Below are 23063 nucleotides of genomic sequence, written 5' to 3'. Positions count from 1 at the left end.
CTGTTGTGGTTTGTGTTCCGGCCGCAGGCTCAGGTGGTGCTGCGGCCCGCAATGCGCCTGCGCAAGTGCAAAGGGTTGGAATCCCGCAACGCAGGCGGCAGCAGTTGCTGCGGCAGGTTCTGGTAGCAGACCGGGCGCAGGAAGCGCTCGATCGCAGCCGTGCCCACCGACGTGCTGCGCCCGTCGGACGTGGCGGGAAACGGGCCGCCGTGCACCATCGCATCGCAGACCTCGACTCCCGTGGGAAAGCCGTTGACCAGAATGCGGCCCACCTTGCGCTCCAGGATGGGCAAAAGAGCGCCGGCCAGCGCCAGGTCCGCCGCATTGCCGGTGTCCATCTGCATGGTGGCCGTCAGCTGGCCATCCAGCATCTGCAACACGGCGCACAGTTCATGCGGGCTGCTGCAGACGACGAAGCTGCTCTGCGGGCCGAAGACCTCTTCAGGCAAACGCCCGCCCTGCAGCAGATCGGCGGCGCGCAGGCGAATCAAGGTCGCCTGCGCGCGGCCGGCCTGAGCCGCGCCGCGCGCGATGATCTCGGCCCCTGGCTGGCTGGCCTCGCGCTGCACGCCCGCCTCGAAAGCGCGCGCAATGCCCGCCGTCAGCATGACACCGGGCGCGCATGCCTCCACGGCATCCGCCGCAACCGCCAGGAAGCGGTCGAGCTCAGGCCCGGCCAGCGCCAGTGCCAGGCCCGGATTGGTGCAAAACTGGCCCGAGCCCATCGTCAGCGATGCAACATACTCGCGCGCCAGGGCTTCGGTGCGGGCGGCCAGCGCGGCGGGCAAAAAGATGGTCGGGTTGATGCTGCTCATCTCGGCATAGACTGGGATCGGCTGCGGCCGCTGGGCGGCAATGCGCATCAGCGCCAGGCCGCCCGCACGCGAACCGGTAAAGCCTACCGCCTGAATGGCCGGGTGCGCCACCAGCGCGGCGCCCATCTCATGCCCGGCCTCGGTCAGCATGGAGAACACTCCGGCGGGCAGCTGCGCCGCGGCCACGGCCGCCTGGATGGCGCGCCCCACCATTTCCGACGTGCCCGGATGGGCCGGATGCGCCTTTACGACAACCGGGCAGCCCGCGGCCAGGGCGGCAGCGGTGTCTCCGCCAGCCACGGAAAAGGCCAGCGGAAAATTGCTGGCGCCAAACACCGCCACCGGCCCGATGGCGATGCGCTGCATTGCCAGCAGGCTGCGCGGCGGCTGGCGCTCGGGCAAGGCGGGCTCGATGCGGGCATCGAGTGCATCGCCACTACGCACCAGCGCGGCGAACATGCGCAACTGCCCCACGGTGCGGGCCCGCTCGCCTTCGAGCCGGGCGCGCGGCAAGCCGGTCTCGGCCATGGCGCGCTCGGTCAGCGCATCGCCCAATGCGTCGATGCGTGCAGCCGCGTCGTCAAGAAAGGCCGCCCTGGCTTGCAGGCCAGTGTTGCGGTAGCCATCGAAGGCCTGCTGGGCGGCATGCGCGGCCTGCTCCACGTCGTCCCGCGTGGCACTGGCGAACAGAGGCTGCGCAACAGGCTGGCCGCTGGCAGCATCCATGGCTTGAAACTCGGCTCCAAGGCCACGCCGGGCCTGGCCGGCGATGAGGAGTGATCCGGTGATCGTCATCTGCAGTCTCCGCAGTCAATGGGAATGGCGCGGCACTGCCGACCCGCGGCAGCCGACGAGGAAGTCCAGATCGCAGCCTTCGTCGGCCTGCAGCACATGATCGACATACAGGCGCCGGTAGCCGCCATCGGCGGGCGCGGCATTCTTCTGGACCTCGGCCATGCGACGCTGGTATTCGTCTTCGGGAATGTCCAGGTGCAAGCGGCCGGCATCGCTGTCGAGCTCGATCCAGTCGCCGTCGCGCACGATGGCCAGCGGCCCGCCCGCCGAGGCCTCGGGCGCCACATGCAGCACCACGGTGCCGTAGGCGGTACCGCTCATGCGCGCGTCGGAGATGCGCACCATGTCCTTGACCCCGCGCCGCAGCAGCTTCGGGGGCAGCCCCATGTTGCCCACCTCGGCCATGCCGGGATAGCCGCGCGGGCCGCAGTGCTTGAGCACCAGCACCGAGTCGGCATCGACGTCGAGGCTCTCGTCGACGATACGCTCCTTGTAGTGCTCCAGGTTTTCGAACACCACCGCGCGCCCCCGGTGCCGCAGCAGCTCGGGCGTGGCCGCCGAGGGCTTGAGCACGGCGCCGCGCGGCGACAGGTTGCCGCGCAGGATGCGAATGCTGCCATCGGCGATCAGCGGCTTGTCCAGCGTACGGATCACCTCGTCGTCGTAGATCGGGGCCTGCCTGGCGTTATCCCAGATCGACTGGCCATTGACCGTCAACGCCTGCGGATGCGGCAGCAGCCCGGCCTCGCCCATGCGGCGCAGCACGGCGGGCAGGCCGCCCGCGTAGTAGAACTCCTCCATCAGGAAGCGCCCCGACGGCATCAGGTCGACAATCGTCGGCATGCCCTGGCCCACGCGGCTCCAATCTTCCAGCTCCAGCGGCACGCCGATGCGCCCGGCAATGGCCTTCAGGTGGATCACCGCATTGGTCGAGCCGCCGATGGCGGCATTGACGCGGATCGCGTTCTCGAAGGCCTCGCGGGTCAGGATTTTCGACAGCGTCAAGCCCTGCAGCGCCATCTCGACGATGCGCATGCCCGACATGTGCGCCAGCACATAGCGGCGCGAGTCCACCGCCGGGATCGCTGCGTTGTGCGGCAGGCTGGTGCCCAGCGCCTCGGCCATGCAGGCCATGGTCGAGGCCGTGCCCATGGTGTTGCAAGTGCCCGCCGAGCGCGACATGCCCGCTTCGGCCGAGAGGAACTTGTGCAGATTGATCTCACCGGCCTTCAGTGATTCGTGCAGCTGCCACACGGCCGTGCCCGAGCCGATGTTCTTGCCATCGAGCTTGCCGTTGAGCATGGGGCCACCCGTCACCACGATGGCCGGCACATCGCAGCTGGCGGCCCCCATGAGCAGGGCCGGCGTGGTCTTGTCGCAGCCGCACAGCAGCACCACGGCGTCGATCGGATTGCCGCGGATGGCCTCCTCCACATCCATGGCCGCCAGATTGCGCGTGAGCATGGCGGTGGGGCGCAGGTTCGACTCGCCATTGGAGAACACCGGAAACTCGACCGGGAAACCGCCTGCCTCATACACGCCGCGCTTGACGTGCTCTGCGATCTTGCGGAAGTGCGCATTGCAGGGCGTCAATTCCGACCAGGTATTGCAGATGCCGATCACCGGGCGGCCGTCGAATGCATGGTCCGGCAAGCCCTGGTTCTTCATCCAGCTGCGGTACATGAAGCCGTTCTTGTCGTTGGTTCCAAACCATTCTGTGGAGCGCAGCCTGGGCTTTTGCTGGTCGTTCATCGTGATGCCTCCGTGGGGTCTACAGGTGCCGCTCATGCGGTGGATGGCGCTACTGTAGATATTCTTTTGTTATTCTTCTAATGAAAATCAAACCGTTTTTGATATCAATTTCGATATCGATGAAAACCCTATGAATACCCCTGGCACCCGGTATATCCGCTCGCGCCTGAAGACCCGCCAGCTGCTGCTGCTCGTAGCCCTGGCGGACGAAGGCAATATCCACCGTGCCGCCGAGGTGCTGTCCATGACCCAGCCCGCCGCATCCAAGATGCTGCGCGAGCTGGAGCAGATGCTGGACGTGCCATTGTTCGAGCGCCTGCCGCGCGGCGTGCGACCCACCGACTACGGCCAGGCGCTGATCCGCCATGCGCGCCTGCTGGTCGAAAGCCTGGATCAGGCCCAGGACGAGATCGCCGGGCTCAAGGACGGACATGCCGGCCATGTCCGCGTGGGCGCCATCACCTCGCCCGCCGTGTGCCTGCTGCCCGACGTGGTGGCCCGGCTCAAGCACCAGTGGCCGAACCTGACCGTCACGGTCGAGGTGGAAAGCAGCAACCTGCTGCTGGAGCGCCTGGCACAGGAAAGGCTCGACCTCGTCATCGGCCGGCTATCGGTCGAGCACGACAAGCTGGCCCTGAACTACGAGCCGCTGACCTTTGAGCCCGTGAATGCCGTGGCCCGGCCCGGCCATGCGCTGCTGGAGCATGCGGCGCTCACACTGGGGCAGCTGGAACACTCCACCTGGATCGTGCCCCCCACCGGCTCCGTGCTGCGCCATCGCTTCGAACTGATGTTCCAGCGCGCCAGCCTGCGCCCACCCACCCGCGTGGTCGAGACTTCGGCACCGCTATTCATCACCCGGTTGCTGGAGCGCAGCGACATGCTCGCCGTGCTGGCCGCCGACGTCGCCCAGTACTATGCGGCGCATGGCCTGGTTACCATCCTGCCGCTGCCCATGCCTTGCCAGATGGATGACTACGGCCTCATCACGCGCAACGACCGCCTGCTTTCCCCAGCCGCCGCGCGGCTGCACGCTGCCTTGAAGGCGGCCAGCCAGGCATAGGCCATAGCACATGGCAGGTCCGAGCCATCCGGCCGGACGTGGCTCCGCGGGGATCGCGGCGCCTGTCGCTGCGATCGGGCTCCTGGCGCCTGCTGGGCTGCTGGTCGGCGTGTCATTCGCGCGGCCACTGCCCATATGGGTTCGGCAGCGCCATCCCGAAGCGGGCACCCGCCGAATGGGCCCGCCCGAAATGGGACGAGCCGGCGCATGCCGCAATGCCGTGGCATGCGACCAGGGCCGGGCTTACTGCCCGCCCAGCTTGCCATCCTCGCAGCCGGTGCTGCGGCATTCACGCTCGCGCTCCTTGAGGAAATCCAGGCGCAGCCGGGTCAGGGCCACAGCGCAAGTCAGGTTGACGTAGTAGCCATTCGGCTTTTCGTAGCTGCACTGGTCGTCGCGCTCCTTGATCCACGCCACCTGCCCCGTCTTCAGCGAATTTTGCTGGGCGGGATTGAGCAGCTTGCGCAGATTGCCGTAAGCCGTGTTCAACGGCGCCAACACCGGTTCCATCGCTGAGCGCGCTGGGCATCGTGCTGCTGAACTTGATGGCTGCGGTGTTGACGGCTCTGGGGCTGCGCTGGAGGCGCAGGCAGGCCAACGCCTAGGCGCTGCTAAGCAAGCACACCAAGCCACCGAAAGGTGGCTTTTTTATCGACTGGTGATGCTTGGGATGGCTGCTATTGCACGGGGTGGAAGACCGCTTGGGGCCATGAGCACGCCTCGGCCCCAGCCGCTTCCGACCCAAGGCGGGCCATCATCCGCCTGCCATCCAATGGCGCTCAGGGGCCTCACCCGCGCCGCTCCCGCCAGCGGTCCAGCAACCGTGCCCATGCCGCCATGCGGTCGCCGGCCGAGGTGCCGGCCGCTCCGGAGTTGCTGCTCACCAGCTGGTCGATCGCGGCCTCCTGCTCGGGGCTGAACTCTTGCGGAAACATCGGCACGACGGTGACGATGCAGTCCGCGGCCTCTGCCGCGCCCGTCCACGGCAGGCCCGCATTTTTGATGCGATAGCTCAGCGCGCCCCGGCGCAGCTTCATCTGTTGCAGTCCGCGCGGGGTTGGAACCTCGATCCAGCGATTGGCCATCCATGCAAAGCCGTCGACCGGCAGCTCGCACTTCAGGGTGCCGTCGGCTTCGGCCGCGAAGAACTCGTGCGGCTGCAGTTCCACGCGCAGGCGCAGCGCCAACCTGCGCTGGCTGCCTTGCACGCCGGCGATGGCATGGAGCAGGTCGCCAGCGCGCGCACCCGGCGCGACCTGCACCCGGCAGCGGTACTGGCGCGCCGGCGCCTTGCCGCTGCCCGCGCAGGCGGCGCAGGCTGGGCGCATCTTCCCCTGCCCCCGGCAGGCGGTGCACTCGGTGGTGGACGAGACCCAGGCGAACCAGAGGTGCTGCCGGATATGGCCGGCGCCATGGCATGCGCTGCACTCGGCAGCCTGCGGCTGCAGGCCGTTGCCTTCGCAGTCGGCGCAGTCTTCGACCACCTCGCCCCGCACCTCCCGGGCGCAGCCGCTCACCACCTCCTCCAGCGTGAGGCTCACGGAGTGCTCGACGGTGAAGTCCTCCGCACCGGGGGCGGAGTCCTCGGCTTCAGCCTCCGGCTCGGTGCGGGCCTGGCGGATCGCTTCCAGCGCCCGGTTGATGCGCTGCATCTTTCGCAGCGCCTGCGGGCTGTCGTTGCGATCGGGGTGCCAGCGCGCGGACAGGCGGCGCCACGCCGCCTTCACCTCGGCATCGCTGGAGCCCGGTGCCAGGCCAAGTTCGTGGTAAGGGTCGTCGAGGTGCATGATTTCCATTGCGCAAGCCATGTTGCGATGCAACATGGTAGCAGGCGCGGCGGGGCGCGCCGATCCGGCGGCGGCTGCGCACCGCCACTCAGCGCAACCCTTGCCCCACCTCGCGCAGGCGCTCCACCAGCAGCCCGGTCACCGGCGTCATCGGCTGGCCGCGCAGCGTGATCAGGCCCACGGGCGGCAGCTCGATGCGTACCGGCAGCTTCAGCACCGCCACCATGCCCAGCTGCGCAAAATGCCGCGCCACCGTGCGCGCCATGAAGGCCACGGCGCCGCGCTGGTGCAGGAAGGTGATCTGCGACAGGAACGAGGCCGACTCCACGATGTCGGCCGGCGGATGCAGGTCGTGGGCGAAGAACTGCTGCTCCAGCTTGACGCGCAGCGACGCCCAGGGCGGGGGCATCACGCAGGGCTGGCCGGCGATGTCGGCCCAGCACGGCTGGCGCTTGCGCGCCAGCGGGTGGCCGGCCCGCACCACGGCCACCATCGGGTCTTCGTACAGCGCCTCGGTTTCCAGGTCGGGCGCGGCGTAGCCGGGTTCGAGCCGGCCCACGAACAGATCCAGCTCGCCCAGGCGCAGCTTGGGCAGCAGGCGCGTGAGGTCGCCCTCTTCCACCAGCACCGTGGTCTGGGCCGAGCGGGCCTTGAGCCCCTCCACCGCCTGGGCCAGCAGCACCGGGGTGGCCACCACCATGGCGCCCACGCTGGTGCGGCCGCGCGCGCCGCTGGCCTCGGCGGCGATCTCGTCGCGGGTGCGCTCGAAGCCCGCCAGCACCGAGCGTGCAAAGCGCACCAGGCTCGCGCCGGCGGCGGTGGGCTCGGTGCCGCGCGTGCTGCGCTCGAACAGCGCCATGCCCAGCATGCGCTCCACCTCGGCCAGGGTCTTGGAGACGGCCGGCTGCGTGACCGACAGGAACTCCGCCGCCCGGCCGACATGGCGGAACTGGTCCAGCGCCACCAGCAGCTGCAGGTGGCGCAGCTTGAGGTTGCTGCGCAGCACGCGGTCGATCTTGCTCATCAATCTACATCCGGCAGTTGGATGCACTCGCCGGTGCCGCTATCGGTGTGCCAGGCAAGGCGCGACGACGCGGCAGGCTTCTGCCTGCAAGGAGGAGCAACACAGCATGGCGCGTCGAGAGCGGTGCTGGCGGGCGCATAGCGCTGCCTGCCACACAGATGAACGGGAACAAAGCAACAAAAGCAAGCATTCATGTGGACTCCAAGAGGAAAGCAAGCGGTCAACTGCCGGATGTAGGTTTATTACCTTCTGGTTATGAAGACAGTCCACATTTTCATTGGATTGTCATGGCGCATTTTTGAACAATCACGGCTGTACGACAAGCGTTCGACAAAACAAGGAGACCCACGCATGCAGCCCCTTCGGCCCAGCCGCCGCGATTTTCTGTGCACCGCCGTCGGCGCCGCCACCCTGGCGGCAGCGCGCCCGCTGATGGCGCAGGCCTGGCCCGAGCGGCCCATCGTCTTCATCTGCCCCTGGCCCGCGGGCGGCACGGCCGACCAGTCGATGCGCGCGCTGTGCACCGTGGCCGGCAAGGTGCTGGGCCAGGGCATCGTGGTGGAAAACCGCGCCGGCGCCTCGGGCATGATCGGCACCAAGGCGCTGGCCTCGGCCAAGCCCGACGGCTACACCATCGGCCAGATACCGATCTCGGTGACGCGCTTTTCGCAGCTGGGCATGCTGGCGGCCGATCCGCGCAAGGATTTCAGCTACATCGCCCGCACCTCGGGCCAGACCTTCGGCATCGCGGTGCCGGCCCACTCGCCCTTCAAGACGTTGAAGGACTTTGTCGAGGCGGCCAAGGCCCGCCCCGGCCTGGTGACCTATGCCCATGCCGGCGTGGGCGGCGCCACCCACGTGGGCATGGAAGAGTTCGCCGGCGTGGCCGGCATCCAGCTGAACCCGGTGCCCTACAAGGGCGGCGCCGAGGCGCTGGCCGGCGTGCTGGGCGGGCATGTGGATGCGCTGGCCGACTCCAGCTCGTGGGCCCCGCATGTCGAGGCCGGCAAGCTGCGCCTGCTGGCCACCTGGGGCGAGCAGCGCCCGCCGCGCTTCAAGGACACGCCCACGCTCAAGGAGCTGGGCTACAACGTGGTGGTCGATGCGCCCAACGGCATCGGCGCGCCCCGGGGCGTGCCGCCGGCCATCCTGGCCAAGCTGCGCGAAGCCTTCAGGCAGGCGGTGGCCAGCCCCGAATTCAAGGCCGTGACCGACAAGATCGACGCCCCGGTGATGTACCTGGACGGCCCCGACTACGAAAAATACGTGGCCGCGGTCTACCAGAAGGAGACGGTGCTGATCGACAGGCTGAAACTGCGTGAATTGATGAAGGGTTGAACATGACCTCCCGTCCCCCCGCCTCCCCTCTGCTTCACCTGCACCCCAACGACAACGTGCTCGTCGCCAAGACCGCGCTGGCGCTGGGCCAGGAGATTCCCGGGCTGAGCGTGCGCGCGCGCGCCCAGGTGCCGGCGGGCCACAAGATCGCCGCGCGCCGCATCGCCCAGGGCGAGCAGGTGAAGAAGTACGACACGGTGATCGGCGTGGCCACGCGCGCGCTGGAGCCTGGCGACTATGTGCACAGCCACAACCTGCAGCTGGTGGACTACTACCGCGACCCGGCCTTCGGCGCCGACGTGCGGCCGGTGGACTATGTGCCTGAAGAGCAGCGCGCCACGTTCCAGGGCTTTGTGCGCGCGGGCGGTGGCGTGGGCACGCGCAACTTCATCGGCATCCTGTCGTCGGTGAACTGCTCGGCCACGGTGATCAAGAACATTGCCGCGCACTTCACGCCCGAGCGGCTGGCGGCCTTTCCCAACGTGGATGGCGTGGCCGCCTTCGCGCAGACCAGCGGCTGCGGCATGTCCTCGCCCAGCGAGCATTTCGACGTGCTGCGCCGCACCCTGGCCGGCTACGCGCGCCACCCCAACCTGGCGGGCGTGCTCATCGTGGGCCTGGGCTGCGAGCGCAACCAGGTCGATGGGCTGATGGAATCGCAGGGCCTGCACGAAAGCAAGCTGCTGCGCAGCTTCGTGATGCAGGACGTGGGCGGCACGCGTGCCACCATCGCGGCCGGCATCAAGGCCATCGAGGAGATGCTGCCGCTTGCCAACCAGGCGCGGCGCCAGACGGTGAGCGCCAGCCATCTCAAGATCGGCCTGGAGTGCGGCGGCTCGGACGGCTTCTCGGGCATCACCGCCAACCCGGCGCTGGGCGCGGCCATGGATATTCTGGTGCGCCACGGCGGCACCGCGATCCTGAGCGAAACGCCCGAGATCCACGGCGTGGAATTCATGCTCACGCGCCGCGCCATCACGCCGGCCGTGGGCCAGAAGCTGCTGGACCGCCTGGCCTGGTGGGAGAAATACACCGCCGGCCAGAACGCCCAGTTCAACGGCGTGGTGGGCCATGGCAACCAGGCCGGCGGGCTGGCCAACATCTTCGAGAAATCGCTGGGCTCGGCCATGAAGGGCGGCACCACGCCGCTGCGCGCGGTGTACGAATATGCCGAGCCCATCACCGAGAGCGGCTTCGTCTTCATGGATTCGCCCGGCTACGACCCCGTGGCCTCCACCGGCCAGATCGCCAGCGGTGCCCAGCTGATCTGCTTTACCACCGGGCGCGGCTCCATGTTCGGCAGCAAGCCCGCGCCCACCATCAAGCTGGCCAGCAACACGCCCATGTACCAGCGTCTGTCGGAAGACATGGACATCAACTGCGGCCTGATCGTGGACGGCGAATGCACCGTGCCCGAGATGGGCCAGCGCATCTTCGAGCAGATCCTGCGCCACGCCAGCGGCGAGGCCACCAAGAGCGAGCTGCTCGGCCTGGGCGACCACGAGTTCGTGCCCTGGCACCTGGGCATCGTGAGCTGAGGCCCTTCCCCCATTCCATGTGACGATTCCATGCCACTCACCCTTACCCGCCCCGAACTGATTCGCAGCGCCAACTTCATTGCCGGCCAGTGGAGCGATGCGCCCGCCCCCCGCCTGGCCGTGACCGATCCGGCCACCGGCGCCTTGATCGCCGAAGTACCCGACAGCGGCGCCCGGGAGGCCCGCGCCGCGCTCGATGCCGCCCACGCCGCCTTTCCCGCGTGGCGCAGGCTGCCGGCCAAGCAGCGCGCCGCCATCGTCAAGCGCTGGAACGATCTGGTCATCGCCCACCAGGAGGACCTGGGCACGCTGATCTCGCTGGAGCAGGGCAAGCCCCTGGCCGAGGGCAGGGGCGAGGTGGCCTATGCGGCCAGCTATATCGAATGGTTCGCCGAAGAGGCCACGCGCATGAACGGCGAGATCATTCCCGCGCCCGTGCCGGGCCGGCGCATGTTCGCGCTGCGCGAGCCCGTGGGCGTGGTGGCCGCCATCACGCCGTGGAATTTTCCGGCCGCGATGATCGCGCGCAAGATCGCGCCCGCGCTGGCCGCCGGCTGCACCGTGGTCTGCAAGCCCGCCGAAGACACGCCGCTGACCTCGCTCGCCCTGGTGCTGCTGGCGCACGAAGCCGGCGTGCCGGCCGGCGTGCTCAACATCGTCACGGCCTCGCGCGAGAAGACACCCGAGGTGGTGGACGTGTGGCTCGCCGATGCGCGCGTGCGCAAGATCACCTTCACCGGCTCCACGCCCGTGGGCAAGCACCTGGCGCGGCGCGGCGCCGATACGCTCAAGAAGCTCTCGCTGGAGCTGGGCGGCAATGCGCCCTTCATCGTCTTCGAGGATGCCGATGTGGATGCGGCCGTCGAAGGCTTCATGGCCGCCAAGTTCCGCAACGGCGGCCAGACCTGCGTGTGCCCCAACCGCGTTTTCGTGCAGCGCGCCGTGTTCGATGCGTTCGCGCACAAGCTCGCCGCGCGCGTGGCCGCGCTGCAGGTGGGCCCGGCCAGCGATCCGGCCGCGCAGATCGGCCCGATGATCAATGCCCGCGCGGTAGAGAAGATCGAGCGCCATGTGCAGGACGCCATCGCCAAGGGCGCCCGGGTGCTCGCCGGCGCCAGGCGGCTGCCCGGGCTCGGCCCCAACTACTACGCGCCCACGGTGCTCACCGGCGCCGATGCCACCATGGCCTGCGCCTGCGAGGAGACCTTCGGCCCGGTGGCCCCGCTGACCGTGTTCGACGAGGAGGCCGAGGTGCTGGCCGCCGCCAACGACACGCCGTTCGGCCTGGCCGCCTACTTCTACAGCCAGGACGTGCGCCGCATCTGGCGCGTGGCCGAGCTGCTGGAGACCGGCATCGTCGGCATCAACGAAGGCGCGATATCGGCCGAGGCCGCGCCGTTTGGCGGCGTCAAGGAGTCGGGCTACGGCCGCGAGGGCTCCACCCACGGGCTCGACGACTACCTGCACACCAAGTACGTCTGCCAGGGACAGCTGGATTGACACGGCCCGTTCGCCAGAACCATTCACAACAGGAGACAAAAGCATGAACAACCCCCACCACTTCACCCGCCGCCCCTTCCTCGGTGCGCTCGGCGTGCTCGGCGCAATCGGCACGCTGGCCCTGGCCGGCGCCATGCCGCTGGCGCACGCGCAGGGGTCCTTCCCCAGCAAGCCCATCACCTTCGTGGTGCCCTACCCCGCGGGCGGCGCCAACGACATGCTCGGGCGCCTGGTGGGCCAGAAGATGGGCGAGGTGCTGGGCGCCTCGACCATCGTGGACAACCGCCCCGGCGCCGGGGCGCTGCTGGGCGCGGGCATCGTGGCGCGCGCGCCGGCCGACGGCTACACCCTGCTGGTAGGCGGGCTGGCCACGCATGCCGCCAGCCCCCATCTGATCAAGGCCGAGTACAACCCGCTCAAGGATTTCGAGCCCATCGGCATGATCGGCAGCGCGCCCATCATCGCCATCACGGCCAACGACTCGCCCTACAAGTCGCTCAAGGACGTGGCGGAGGCGGCGCGCAAGGACCCGCAAGCGGTGATGTACGGCTCCTCGGGCAACGGCTCGCCGCTGCACCTGGCCGGCGAGCTGTTCGTGTCCATCGCCAAGGTCCAGATGACGCACGTGCCCTACAAGGGCGGCAACGCGCACATCGTCGACCTGATCGGCGGCCGCATCCCGGTGATCTTCGACACCGCCACCAACTCCATGCCGCTGCTGCGCAGCGGCAAGGTGCGCGCGCTGGCCGTGGGCGCACCCGCGCGCCTGCCCGAACTGCCCAACGTGCCCACCTTCGCCGAGGCCGGCTACCCGCAGTTCCAGTTCTCGGCCTGGTATGCGCTGTTCGCACCGGCCAAGACGCCCGCCGACGTGAGCGCCAAGCTCTCGGACGCACTGGCCAAGGCCCTGAAGCAGCCCGATGTGATCGCCAAGCTGCGCGACCTGGGCGTGAGCCCGGGCAGCGGCGATGCGAACGAGCTGCGCGCTTTCCTCCCCGGCGAGTACCAGCGGGTCGGCGAGCTGATCAAGGCCGCCAAGATCAAGGCGGATTGAGGAGATGCACATGCTCGATGGACTGCTGCGCCCGCATCCCGAAGACCCGGCGCGCCAGGTGGCCGGCCTGCCCTCGCCCTGCGTGCAGGCCCATGCCGCCAACCTGATGGTGCTGGGCGACGGCGCGCTCGGCTGCGTGTGGTTCGGCGGCTCGATGGAGGGCCGCTCCGACATCTCGGTCTTCATGTCGCGGCTCGCGCCCGGCGCCAGCCAATGGTCGGAGCCGGTGCAGCTGTCGCACGACGCCGAACGCTCCGAACAGAACCCCGTGCTCTTCCCCGCGCCGGACGGCGCGCTGTGGCTGCTGCACACCGCGCAGCATTCGGGCCACCAGGACACCTCGGTGGTGCGCCGGCGCATATCGCGCGACCATGGCCACAGCTGGGGCCCCACCGAGACGCTGGCCGACGCGCCGGCCGGCACCTTCGTGCGCCAGCCCATCCATGTGCACGCGGATGGCAGCTGGCTGCTGCCGGTGTTCCACTGCCGCAGCCGGCCCGGCGAGGCGTGGGACGGCAGCCATGACGACAGCGGCGTGCTGCGCTCCATAAACCAAGGCCGCAGCTGGCAGCGCATCGCCGTGCCCGGCAGCCTGGGCTGCGTGCACATGAACATCGTGGCGGCATCGAATGCCGGCCCGAGCGGCGGCCTGCTGGCGTTCTTTCGCAGCCGCTGGGCCGACCATGTCTACCGCAGCCGCAGCGACGATGGCGGCCTGAGCTGGCAAGCGCCCGAGCCCACCACGCTGCCGAACAACAACTCGTCCATCCAGGCGCTGCGCCTGGCCGATGGCCGCCTGGCCATGATCTTCAATGCCAGCAGCGCCGCCGACGCCACCGAGCGGCGCGAGTCGCTGTACGACGAGCTGGGCGATGCCTCGGCCAAGCCCGCGCCGGCATCGGCCGCCGAGCGCCGTGCATTCTGGGGTGCGCCGCGCGCACCGCTGACGCTGGCGCTGTCGGCGGACGACGGCCTGACCTGGCCCTGGCAGCGCAAGCTCGAAGTGGGCGACGGCTGGTGCATGAGCAACGACTCCGAGCACGGCCGCAACCGCGAATACTCCTATCCCTCGATCCGGCAGGGCGCCGATGGCGCGCTGCACCTGGCCTATACCGTGTTCCGCCAGCACATCCGCCATGTGCGCGTGCAGCCGGACTGGGCGGACACACCAGCATGAGCAGCAGCCATCCTTCATTTCAGGTCCTCGTCACCGCCGAGCACTGGGCGCCCGAGGCCCAGGCCCTGGTACAGGCCGCCGGCGGGCGGATCGAATTCATGGCCGAGCCCATCACCGAGGACAGCCTGGCCGCGCGGCTGGCGCAGACCGGCGCCCAGGCCCTGGTGCTGCGCGGCTCCAAGCCCGTGACCGCCCGGGTGCTGCAGGCCGCCCCGGCGCTGCGCATCGTGGCCAAGAACGGTGCCGGCGTGGACAGCGTGGACATCGACGCGGCCCGCGCCCAAGACGTGGCCGTGGCCGTGGCGCTGAGCGCCAATGCCCCGGCCGTGGCCGAGCATGCGCTGGCGCTGACGCTGGCCCTGGTGCGCCAGCTGCCGCAGCTCGACCGCCAGGTGCGCGCCGGCGACTGGACCGGCAACTGGCCCGGCAGCCATTGGCAGGGCCGCGACTTCCGCGGCTCCACGGTGGGCATCGTCGGCTATGGCGCCATTGGCCGCGCCACCGCGCAGCTGGCCGCCGCCCTGGGCGCCAAGGTGCTGGTGCTGCGCCCCGCGGGCCAGGCCGATGGCTTTGCCTGCGAGCCCGAGCTGCACCGGCTGCTGCCGCAGCTGGACATTCTGAGCCTGCACTGCCCGCTGACCGAGCGCACGCGCGGCCTGATCGGCGCGCCCGAGCTGGCGCTGCTGCGCCCCGGCAGCCTGCTGGTCAATACCGCGCGCGGCCCGGTCGTTGACGAGGCCGCGCTGCTGGCCGCGCTGCAAGGCGGCCATCTGGCCGGCGCGGGGCTCGACACCTTCGACACCGAGCCATTGCCGCAAGGCCACCCGCTCACCCTGCTGCCGCAGGTGTTGCTGACCCCGCATGTGGCCGGCGTGACGCGCCAGGCCGCGCTGCGCGTGGCCACCCTCACCGCCGCCAACATCGTCGACCACCTGGCCGGCAGGCCCCTGCCCGCCGGGCATTTGCTCTGACCCCCTCCCCCATCCGCCATGCCCGCACACAACCCCTTCAAAACCGCCCTGGCCGCCCGCCAGCCCCGCATCGGCCTGTGGCTGTCCATGGCCGATCCCTACCTGGCCGAAGCCGCCGCCACCTGCGGCTACGACTGGCTGCTGATCGATGGCGAGCATGCACCCAACGACCTGCGCGGCACGCTGGCCGCGCTGCAGGCCGTGGCCCCCCACCCCGGCCAGCCGGTGGTGCGCGTGGTGGAAGGCAGCACGGCCCTGATCAAGCAGATGCTGGACATAGGCGCCAGGACGCTGCTCGTGCCCATGGTCGATACGGCCGAACAGGCCCGCGCCATCGTGGCCGCCACGCAGTACCCGCCCCACGGCGTGCGCGGCGTGGGCAGCGCCGTGGGCCGGGCCTCGCAGTGGAGCAGCCGCACCGACTACCTGGCCGTGGCCGATGACGAGATCTGCCTGCTGGTGCAGGCCGAGACCACCACCGCGCTGGCCAACCTCGAAGCCATCTGCGCGGTGGACGGCGTGCATGGCGTGTTCATCGGCCCGGCCGACCTGGCGGCCTCGATGGGCCACCGCGGCAACCCCGGCCACCCCGAGGTGCAGGCCGCCATCGAAGGCGCGATGAAGACCATCATCGCCAGCGGCAAGGCCGCCGGCACGCTGACCTCCGACCCGGCGCTGGCGCAGCGCTACCTGGACCTGGGCTGCAGCTTCGTGGCCGTGGGCGTGGATGTGCTGATGTTCGTGGGCGCCGCGCGCCGCCTGCGCGGCCAGTTCGCCGGCGGCAGCCCCGCCGTGGCCGCGCGGCCGGGCGCCGCCTACTGACCCAAGCTCGTTTCAGGAGACAAGACCATGAAAATACATTGGCTCCAGCGCCTGGCGGCGCTGTGCCTGGGCGCCATCGCCTTGCCGCTGGCGGCCCCGGCCGCCGCGCAGGACAGCAGGCCGCTCATCAAGATCGTGGTGCCGTTCAACCCCGGCGGCGGCTCGGACCTGTTCGCCCGCCTGATCGCGCCCGGCCTGTCCGAGGCGCTCAAGGCTTCGGTGATCGTCGAGAACCGCCCCGGCGCCGGCGGCGTGATCGGCACGGACTATGTGGTCAAGGCCAAGCCCGACGGCCATACGCTGCTGCTGTCGGATGCGTCCGCGTATGCGATCAATCCGCACCTCTACCCCCACCTGCCCTACAAGAGCAGCCAGCTGCAGCCGGTGATCGATATCGCCCGCTTCGCCAATGTGCTGGTCGTGCCGGCCGGCTCGCCCCTCGGCAGCATGGCCGACATCATCCGCGCCGCGCAGCAGGAACCCGGCAAGCTCACCATCGCTTCCTCCGGCAACGGCAGCAGCACCCACCTGAGCGCGGTGATGATGCAGCGCCTGGGCCGCTTCTCGCTCACGCATGTGCCCTACAAGGGCAGCGGCCCGGCCTTCTCCGACCTCATCAGCGGCCATGTGGACATGATGTTCAGCGGCCTGCCGGCGGTGTCCGAATACATCAAGGGCCACAAGCTCAAGGCGGTGGCGATCGCCGCCGCCCGGCGCTCGCCATTCGCCCCCGAGGTGCCGACCATGGGCGAGGCCGGCCTGGCCGGATTCGAATCCTTCATCTCGCAGGGCCTGTTCGCGCCCGCCGGCACGCCGGCGGACACCGTGGCCCGCATCAATGCCGCGGTGGGCCAGGTGCTGGGCACGCCCGACATGGCCCGGCGCCTGGCGCAGCTCAAGGCCGAGTTCCAGCCCGGCAGCGCCGCCGACTACCGGCAATGGCTGGACGGCCAGTCCGACACCTGGGCCACGCTGATCAGGGATGCGGGGATCAAGATCGATTGAGTGGCGCCAAGAGGCCTGTGGCGCCTCACAGCTTGATGCCGTTGTCGTCGATGATCTTCTTCCAGGCCAGCATGTCGCGCTGCATGAGCTGGCGGGTCTGCTGCGGCGTCGAATGTCTGGGCACCATGTTCTGCTCCTGCATGGAGCGGGCGATATCAGGCCGGGCCACCGCCCGGCCCACGGCGGCGGCCACCCGGCCGGCCGCCGCATCGGACATGCCGGGCGGACCGGCCAGAACCACCCAGGGCACGGCCGAGACTTCCTTGAAGCCCTGCTCCGCCACCGTGGGCACATCGGCAAAGCCCGGCACGCGCGCCGGGTAGTTGACGGCCAGGGCACGCACCTTTCCCGATTTGACGTGGGGCGCGATGATGGTGGAGTCGGCAAAGATCGTGCCCACATGGCCGCCCAGCACGTCGGTCACCGCGGGCGCTCCGCCCTTGTAGGGCACGTGCTGCATCTTGACTCCCGCCAGGCTGCAGACCCACTCCATGGCCAGGTGCCCGGTGCTGCCCACGCCCGAGCTGGTGTAGGTCAATGCGCCCGCCTTCACCTTGGCCACCTGCAGCAGGTCCTGCAGCGTGCGCACATTCTCGAGGCCGGCTACCTGCGGGTTGATGGCCAGCACGGCGAACTGCTCGTACAGCAGCGAGACCGGCGTGATTCTGTCAAGCGCAGGCTGCTGCCCGTTCAGCAGAAAGCCCAGCAGCGCCAGCGTGGGATAGAGCACGAAAGTGTTGCTGGCGGGTGCGCTGCCCTCCACCGCCTTGATCGCGAGCGCGCTCGATGCGCCCGTCCGGTTTTCCACGATGAAAGTCTGGCCCAGCTCCTCCGACAGCGCCGGTGCCAGCATCCGGGCCGCCAGATCGGTTACGCCACCGGCGGCAAAGCCCACATAGATGCGCGCGATCTCCTGGCTCCGTGCTGGCAGCGCAAGCCCGCCCAGCAGCGTGCCGCCGCCCAGCAGCAGGGAGCGGCGGCGCAGGGATGCGGTAGGGAAGAACGGATGGGTCATGGCATTCATCTCCTGGAGAACACAAAGGCTGAGAAACCAGATGCTATTCGGCCAGCAGCCGAAACTGCGGCAACGCCATGTCACCTGACACGCGCTCGAACACGACTTCGACGCGCCGGCCTATGGCCATGTCGCCGGGCTGCGCATCCAGCACATTGGCCATGAGGCGCGGGCCTTCGTCGAGCTCCACCATCGCCACCACGTAGGGCAGGCGCACCTTCATGAACGGGTTGGGCGCGCGGTGGTTCACGGTATAGGTGTAGACCTTGCCCCGGCCCGACACGGGCTGCCACTGCAGCGCATCGGCCTCGCAATGGATGCAGAAGGGGCGCGGATAGAACTGCCAGCGGCCGCAGGCGCTGCAGTGCTGCATCTGCAGTTCGCCGCGCGCGGCGGCCTCCCAGTAGGGGCGGGTCAGGTCGGTGGCCTGGGGCAAAGGGCGCACAACATCAGTCATTTCTAGACTCCCAGGATCATGGTGGTATTGCAGGAGAAAACCAGGCCCGGCGCATGGCACAGCGCCAGCTCGGCCTTGGGCAGTTGCCGCTCGCCGCACTCGCCGCGCAGCTGGCGCACGGCCTCGATGGCCACGAACATGCCGAACATGCCCGGGTGCCCGTACGACAGGCCGCCGCCCGAGGTGTTGATGGGAAAGCGCCCGCCCGGGCCCAATGCGCCGCCGGCAACGAAATCCCCGCCCTCGCCGCGCTTGCAAAAGCCCAGCTCCTCCAGCGACTGGAGCACGCCGATGGTGAAGTGGTCGTAGATCTGCACCACGTCGATGTCCTCCCGCGTGACACCGGCCATGCGCAGGGCCTCGCCGGCGGTGGGTGCCACGCCGGTGTCGAGCCAGTCGCCGGTGTTGAAGGGCGTGTAGTGGTGGGCATGGGTCTCGGCCGCGCCCAGCACATAGACCGGCTTGCTGCGCAGGTCGCGGGCGCGCGCTGCGGACACCACCACCAGCGCGCCGCCGCCATCGGTCACCAGGCAGCAGTCGCGCTGGCGCAGCGGCTCGGCCACCACGGGCGAGGCCATCACCTCGTCTATGCTGGTGGGCTCGCGCCGGTAGGCCTTGGGGTTGAGCTGGGCCCAGCGCCGCGCGGCCACCGCCACCTCGGCCAGATCCCTGGGCGTGGTGCCGTAGCGGTGCATGTGCAGCTGCGCCACCATGGCGTAGTAGCCGATGGGGCTCAGCTGCCCATAGGGCAGGATGAACTGGCCACGCGGCGTGTGCGGCGCATCGGCCGCCACGGCGCCGCCCTTGCGCGATCCATCCGACAGCTGGGTGCTGCCATAGGTGATCAGCGCCACCTCGCACATGCCGGCGGCAATCGCGGCCATGGCGCGGCGGATGTGCAGCAGGTTGGACATGCCGCCCACGTTGGTCGAGTCCACATAGCGGGGCCGGATGCCCAGGAACTCGGACACCTGCAGGCTGGAGAAGCGGTCGTCCGTGTGCGCGAACACCGCATCCACGTCGCGCAGCGCGAGGCCCGCATCGGCCAGGGCCAGCCTGGCGGCCTGGGCCTGCAGCTCCAGCGCCGACTTGCCCGGCACCTTGCCGAGATCGGATTCGGCCACGCCGGCGATGGCGACGGACCGGGACAGCGATTGGCTCATGTATTCCACTCCCATTACAAAGCCCGCGCGATCACTTCGCGCATGATTTCGGAAGACCCGCCGTAGATCCGGTTGGGCCGCACGTCGGTGTAGGCCCGCGCGATGGGGTACTCGCGCATGTAGCCGTAGCCGCCGAAGAACTGCATCAGCTCGTCGATGGCGCGCGTGGCCTCGCTGGCCCAGAGCTTGGCCATGGCCGCGCCGTCGGGCGTGAGCTCGCCCTGCAGGTACTGCTGCAGGCAGCTGTCGACCAGTGCCCGCGTGGCCCAGGTCTGGGCCTTGATGTCGGCCAGCCGGAAACGGATGAACTGGTTCTCGACCAGTGCGTGGCCAAAGGCCTGGCGCTGCTTCACATAGTCCACCGTCCACTGCAGCGCCACCTCCAGCGCCACCGCGCAGCGCAGCGCGATCAGCAGCCGCTCGCGCACCAGGCCGCTCATGCCGTAGGCGAACCCCCGGTTCAGCTCGCCCACCAGCATGTCGCGGGGCACGAACAGGTTGTCGAAGAACAGCTCGGCCGTGTCCTGCGCCTTCTGGCCGAGCTTGTCGAGCAGGCGGCCCCGGCTGAAGCCCTCGCTGCGCGTGTCCACCCACAGCAGGCTGATGCCCTTGGCACCGGCTGCCGGGTCGGTCTTGGCGAACACCAGCACCCGGTCGGCGTGGTAGCCGTTGGTGATGAAGGTCTTCTGGCCGTTGAGCCGAAAGCCCCCGTCCACCGCCACGGCCGTGGTGCGGATGGCCTTGAGGTCGCTGCCGGCGCCGGGCTCGGTCATGGCCACCGAGCCCACGATGTCGCCGCGGGCCATGCCGGGCAGGAACTGGCGCTTTTGCGCCTCGCTGCCGAACTCCAGCAGGTAGGGCGCCACGTTCTCGGAGTGCGTGGTGAAGCCGGTGACGCCGGTGGCCAAGGCGCGCGCGATTTCCTCGACCACGATGGCGCTGTGCAGGAAGTCGCCGCCACCGCCGCCGTACTCCTCGGGGGTGCCCGGCAGCAGCAGGCCGGCCGCGCCGGCCTCGCGCCACAGCTCGCGCGGCACCAGTCCCTGCGCTTCCCAGGCCTGGTGGCGCGGGGTGATTTTTTCGGCGATGAACCGGGCCACGCTGGCGCGGTACAGCTCGTGGTCGGCCGAGAACGCGGTGCGCTTCATTGACTGATCAGAGGACTGGCTAACCATGTGATTTCTTTCCTTTTCATCCATGACATTGGGCTCAGCCCGTGATCCATGAAACTGGCGCAACCCATCGACGCACGCCGCGCAAGGGCCGCCCCGCCGCGCTGGCGTGGTTCCCCTCCGGCGCGAAGCGCCAGAGAGGGGGAAGGCGCGAAGCGACTCAGGGGGTGTTTCATCTCAATATGCGATCTGGCTTTGCTCGGGCCAGTAGCGGGCCTTCACCAGGCGCTTGAGCAGCTTGCCCGATTCGGCCCGGGGCAGCTCGGCCACGAAGTCCACCGAGCGCGGGCACTTGATGGCCGATATCTGGCTGCGGCAGTGCGTGATCAGCTCGGCCGCGAGCGCATCGCTGGCGGCGGCCGCATCCTGCAGCTGCACCACGGCCTTGACCTCCTCGCCGAACTCCGCATGCGGCACGCCCACCACGGCCACGTCGGCCACCGCCGGGTGCGCGGCCAGCACGTTCTCGGCCTCCTGCGGGTAGATGTTCACGCCGCCCGAGACGATGGTGTTGGCCAGCCGGTCGGTCAGGTACAGGTAGCCCTCGGCGTCCAGGTAGCCGATGTCGCCATAGGTGGCCCAGCCCCGGTCGTTGTAGGCCTGGCGGGTCTTGTCCGGGTCGTTGTGGTATTCGAAGCGGCCGCCGCCCGAGAAATACACCACGCCGGGCGTGCCCACGGGTTGTTCCCGGCCCTGCTCGCCCACGATGTGCACCTGGCCGAACTCGGCCCGGCCGACCGAGCCGGGGTGGCTCAGCCATTCGTGCGAGTCGAGCGAGGTACGCCCCACCAGCTCGGTGCCGCTGTAGAACTCGTACAGGATCGGCCCCCACCAGGCGATCATCTGCTGCTTGACCGCCGCCGGGCAGGGCGCCGCGGCATGGACCGCATAGCGCAGGCTCGCCAGGCTGAAGCGCGCGCGGTCTTCCTCGGGCAGGCGCAGCATGCGGATGAACATGGTGGGCACCCACTGCGCGTGGGTCACGCGGTAGTGGTCGATGGCCTCGAGCGCGACCAGCGGGTCGAAGCGCTCCATCATCACGCAGCTGCCGCCCACCTTCATCACGTTCATGTTCCAGCGCACCGGCGCCGTATGGTAGAAGGGCGCGGTCGACAGGTAGACGGTGCCGGCGTCGAAGTTCTTCCAGCGCATGCGCGGGTCGTCCTTGGCGGCGAAGAACTTGTTCGCATCCGCCAGCGGCCGCTTGATGCCCTTGGGCAGGCCCGTGGTGCCGGACGAGTAGCAGAAGTCCATGCCCGGCAATGTCTGCGGCAGCGCCACGCCGGGCGGCTGCGAGGCGATGAAGGCCTCGTAGTTGGTGAAGCCGGGGCGCGCGCCGTCGAGCAGGATGCGCTCTACCGACAGTCCAGGCAATGCCTGCAGCGCGCCGGCATCCACGTCCTGCAGCGTGCGCGCCGAGCAGAACACCGCCCGCGCGCCGCAGTCCTGCAGGATGTAGCGCACCTCGTCGGTCTTCAGGTGGCGGCTGATCGTGGTGTAGTACAGCCCGATGCGATAGGCCGCCCAGATGATCTCGAAATAGCGGACATGGTTTTCCAGCAGGATGGCGACGACGTCGCCCTGCTCAAGCCCTGCCGCCCGCAGCGCCGCCGCGCACTGGCGCGAGCGCTGCTCCAGCTCGCGCCAGGTCACCACCTGCTCGGACGGCACCATGCGGTAGGCCACGCCGTCGGGGTTGTCGCGGGCGAAGGTCTCGATATCGGACATGCGTTCTCCTTTCAGGCCACGGCCACCGTGGCCATGCCGTGGCTCAGCACCTTCAGGCCGCGCTCCCTGGCATGCACCTCGAATTGCACACGCGCGCCATCGCGCCACAGGCTCAGCACCAGGGTCTCGCCCGGGTACACCGGCGCGGAAAAGCGCGCCGCCATGCTCTCCAGCCGGGCCGGATCATTGCCGCAGGCCAGCTTCACCAGGCCGCGCGCCGCCATGCCATAGCTGCACAGGCCGTGCAGGATGGGCTGCTCGAACCCCGCCTGGCGCCATGCGGCTGGCACCGCGTGCACCGGGTTGCGGTCGCCGTTCAAGCGGTACAGCAGCGCCGCGTTGCGCTGCGTGGGCATCTCGATCTGCGCATCCGGCGCGCGCGCCGGCGCGGCGGGCAACGGCTCCAGCGCCGCATCGCTGGGCGCGCCGCCTGCCGAGTAGCCGCCATCGGCGCGGCAAAACGATACATGCTCGACATGGGCCAGCGGCCGGCCCGAGTCGGCATCGGACACCTCGCGCACCGTAGTCACCAGCGCGCCCTTGCCCGCGCCCTTGTCGACAATGCCGCTCACCCGTGTCCTGCTGCGCACCCGGGCGCTGGCCGGCAAGGCGCCGAAAAAGCGCATGCGGTGCTCGCCGTGCAGAATCTGCAGCCAGTCGATGCCGGTCGCCGGGTCGCTCGCCCATGCGCCTGGCGCGCCCACCGTGGCCAGCAAGGTAGGCAGCACGCGAATGCCGTCTTCGAGCACGAAGCGCAGCTCATCCTCGTCGAAAGGGTCAGCGGCCATGCCCAGGCTGAGCGCGTAGCGGATGCAGTCGTCCACGCCATAGGCCGAGATGTCCTCGCCGAAAGGCCAATGCTTGACGGTGTCGTAGTGGATCATGGC

The 23063-nt window shown here is 69.3% G+C and carries 21 protein-coding genes; 10 read left to right on the top strand and 11 right to left on the bottom strand.

The window, feature by feature from the left end; genetic code table 11:
- Window positions 1-29 precede the first annotated feature (29 nt).
- Both ACODRX_RS13925 and ACODRX_RS13920 read right to left on the bottom strand, forming a co-directional pair.
- Complete coding sequence (locus ACODRX_RS13925) at window positions 30-1610, bottom strand: aldehyde dehydrogenase (NADP(+)) (RefSeq protein ID WP_488872112.1); 1581 nt, start codon at window positions 1608-1610, stop codon at window positions 30-32.
- Window positions 1611-1625: 15 nt separating this feature from the next.
- Window positions 1626-3362 carry an IlvD/Edd family dehydratase gene (locus ACODRX_RS13920; RefSeq protein WP_488872111.1) on the bottom strand — a complete coding sequence of 579 codons (1737 nt, stop codon included), beginning with the start codon at window positions 3360-3362 and terminating at the stop codon, window positions 1626-1628.
- A gap of 130 nt (window positions 3363-3492) precedes the next feature.
- Here ACODRX_RS13920 and ACODRX_RS13915 point away from each other — a divergent pair, with 130 nt between their 5' ends.
- The gene (locus ACODRX_RS13915) at window positions 3493-4425 is read left to right on the top strand and encodes a LysR substrate-binding domain-containing protein (protein WP_488872110.1); all 933 of its coding nucleotides are present in this window, start codon (window positions 3493-3495) and stop codon (window positions 4423-4425) included.
- Between the two features lie 243 nt (window positions 4426-4668).
- Here ACODRX_RS13915 and ACODRX_RS13910 read toward each other — a convergent pair whose 3' ends face one another.
- From ACODRX_RS13910 to ACODRX_RS13900, 3 genes are all read right to left on the bottom strand, one after another.
- Window positions 4669-4923, bottom strand: a complete 255-nt coding sequence (locus tag ACODRX_RS13910; RefSeq protein ID WP_488872109.1) for a lysozyme inhibitor LprI family protein — start codon at window positions 4921-4923, stop codon at window positions 4669-4671.
- Window positions 4924-5213: 290 nt separating this feature from the next.
- Window positions 5214-6221: a DnaJ domain-containing protein gene (locus tag ACODRX_RS13905; RefSeq protein ID WP_488872108.1), complete on the bottom strand. Its 1008-nt coding sequence runs from the start codon at window positions 6219-6221 to the stop codon at window positions 5214-5216.
- A 79-nt stretch (window positions 6222-6300) separates the two neighbouring features.
- Complete coding sequence (locus tag ACODRX_RS13900) at window positions 6301-7236, bottom strand: LysR substrate-binding domain-containing protein (protein ID WP_488872107.1); 936 nt, start codon at window positions 7234-7236, stop codon at window positions 6301-6303.
- A 17-nt stretch (window positions 7237-7253) separates the two neighbouring features.
- Here ACODRX_RS13900 and ACODRX_RS13895 point away from each other — a divergent pair, with 17 nt between their 5' ends.
- The 9 genes from ACODRX_RS13895 to ACODRX_RS13855 are packed head-to-tail and all read left to right on the top strand — an operon-like array spanning window position 7254 to window position 16641.
- Window positions 7254-7538, top strand: coding sequence for a hypothetical protein (locus tag ACODRX_RS13895; protein ID WP_488872106.1), 285 nt, complete (start codon window positions 7254-7256; stop codon window positions 7536-7538).
- A gap of 49 nt (window positions 7539-7587) precedes the next feature.
- Window positions 7588-8574, top strand: coding sequence for a tripartite tricarboxylate transporter substrate binding protein (locus ACODRX_RS13890; protein WP_488872105.1), 987 nt, complete (start codon window positions 7588-7590; stop codon window positions 8572-8574).
- A 2-nt stretch (window positions 8575-8576) separates the two neighbouring features.
- Entirely contained in the window at window positions 8577-10112 is a 1536-nt protein-coding gene (locus tag ACODRX_RS13885; protein ID WP_488872104.1) for a UxaA family hydrolase, read from the top strand.
- Between the two features lie 30 nt (window positions 10113-10142).
- Entirely contained in the window at window positions 10143-11612 is a 1470-nt protein-coding gene (locus ACODRX_RS13880) for an NAD-dependent succinate-semialdehyde dehydrogenase (RefSeq protein ID WP_488872103.1), read from the top strand.
- A gap of 43 nt (window positions 11613-11655) precedes the next feature.
- Entirely contained in the window at window positions 11656-12666 is a 1011-nt protein-coding gene (locus ACODRX_RS13875) for a Bug family tripartite tricarboxylate transporter substrate binding protein (RefSeq protein ID WP_488872102.1), read from the top strand.
- A gap of 10 nt (window positions 12667-12676) precedes the next feature.
- Window positions 12677-13843: a sialidase family protein gene (locus ACODRX_RS13870; protein ID WP_488872101.1), complete on the top strand. Its 1167-nt coding sequence runs from the start codon at window positions 12677-12679 to the stop codon at window positions 13841-13843.
- On the top strand, window positions 13840-14814 hold the full coding sequence (locus ACODRX_RS13865) for an NAD(P)-dependent oxidoreductase (RefSeq protein ID WP_488872100.1): 975 nt from the start codon (window positions 13840-13842) through the stop codon (window positions 14812-14814). Before ACODRX_RS13870 ends, ACODRX_RS13865 begins: the two co-directional genes overlap by 4 nt.
- Before the next feature lie 18 nt (window positions 14815-14832).
- On the top strand, window positions 14833-15636 hold the full coding sequence (gene hpaI / locus ACODRX_RS13860) for a 4-hydroxy-2-oxoheptanedioate aldolase (RefSeq protein WP_488872099.1): 804 nt from the start codon (window positions 14833-14835) through the stop codon (window positions 15634-15636).
- Window positions 15637-15663: 27 nt separating this feature from the next.
- Window positions 15664-16641 carry a Bug family tripartite tricarboxylate transporter substrate binding protein gene (locus ACODRX_RS13855; protein ID WP_488872098.1) on the top strand — a complete coding sequence of 326 codons (978 nt, stop codon included), beginning with the start codon at window positions 15664-15666 and terminating at the stop codon, window positions 16639-16641.
- Between the two features lie 25 nt (window positions 16642-16666).
- Here the strand turns inward: ACODRX_RS13855 and ACODRX_RS13850 are convergent, their stop codons facing one another.
- From ACODRX_RS13850 to ACODRX_RS13825, 6 genes are all read right to left on the bottom strand, one after another.
- On the bottom strand, window positions 16667-17656 hold the full coding sequence (locus ACODRX_RS13850) for a Bug family tripartite tricarboxylate transporter substrate binding protein (RefSeq protein ID WP_488872097.1): 990 nt from the start codon (window positions 17654-17656) through the stop codon (window positions 16667-16669).
- A gap of 43 nt (window positions 17657-17699) precedes the next feature.
- The gene (locus tag ACODRX_RS13845) at window positions 17700-18113 is read right to left on the bottom strand and encodes a Zn-ribbon domain-containing OB-fold protein (RefSeq protein WP_488872096.1); all 414 of its coding nucleotides are present in this window, start codon (window positions 18111-18113) and stop codon (window positions 17700-17702) included.
- A gap of 2 nt (window positions 18114-18115) precedes the next feature.
- On the bottom strand, window positions 18116-19276 hold the full coding sequence (locus tag ACODRX_RS13840) for an acetyl-CoA acetyltransferase (protein ID WP_488872095.1): 1161 nt from the start codon (window positions 19274-19276) through the stop codon (window positions 18116-18118).
- A 14-nt stretch (window positions 19277-19290) separates the two neighbouring features.
- Entirely contained in the window at window positions 19291-20424 is a 1134-nt protein-coding gene (locus tag ACODRX_RS13835; protein WP_488872094.1) for an acyl-CoA dehydrogenase family protein, read from the bottom strand.
- A 201-nt stretch (window positions 20425-20625) separates the two neighbouring features.
- Window positions 20626-22176 carry an AMP-binding protein gene (locus tag ACODRX_RS13830; RefSeq protein ID WP_488872093.1) on the bottom strand — a complete coding sequence of 517 codons (1551 nt, stop codon included), beginning with the start codon at window positions 22174-22176 and terminating at the stop codon, window positions 20626-20628.
- Window positions 22177-22187: 11 nt separating this feature from the next.
- Entirely contained in the window at window positions 22188-23060 is an 873-nt protein-coding gene (locus tag ACODRX_RS13825) for a MaoC/PaaZ C-terminal domain-containing protein (RefSeq protein ID WP_488872092.1), read from the bottom strand.
- Window positions 23061-23063: the final 3 nt, after the last annotated feature.

Source organism: Comamonas sp. FG99 (assembly GCF_057808605.1).
The sequence above is the reverse complement of the archived record's forward strand: the minus strand, read 5'-3'. Positions and strand labels throughout refer to the sequence as shown.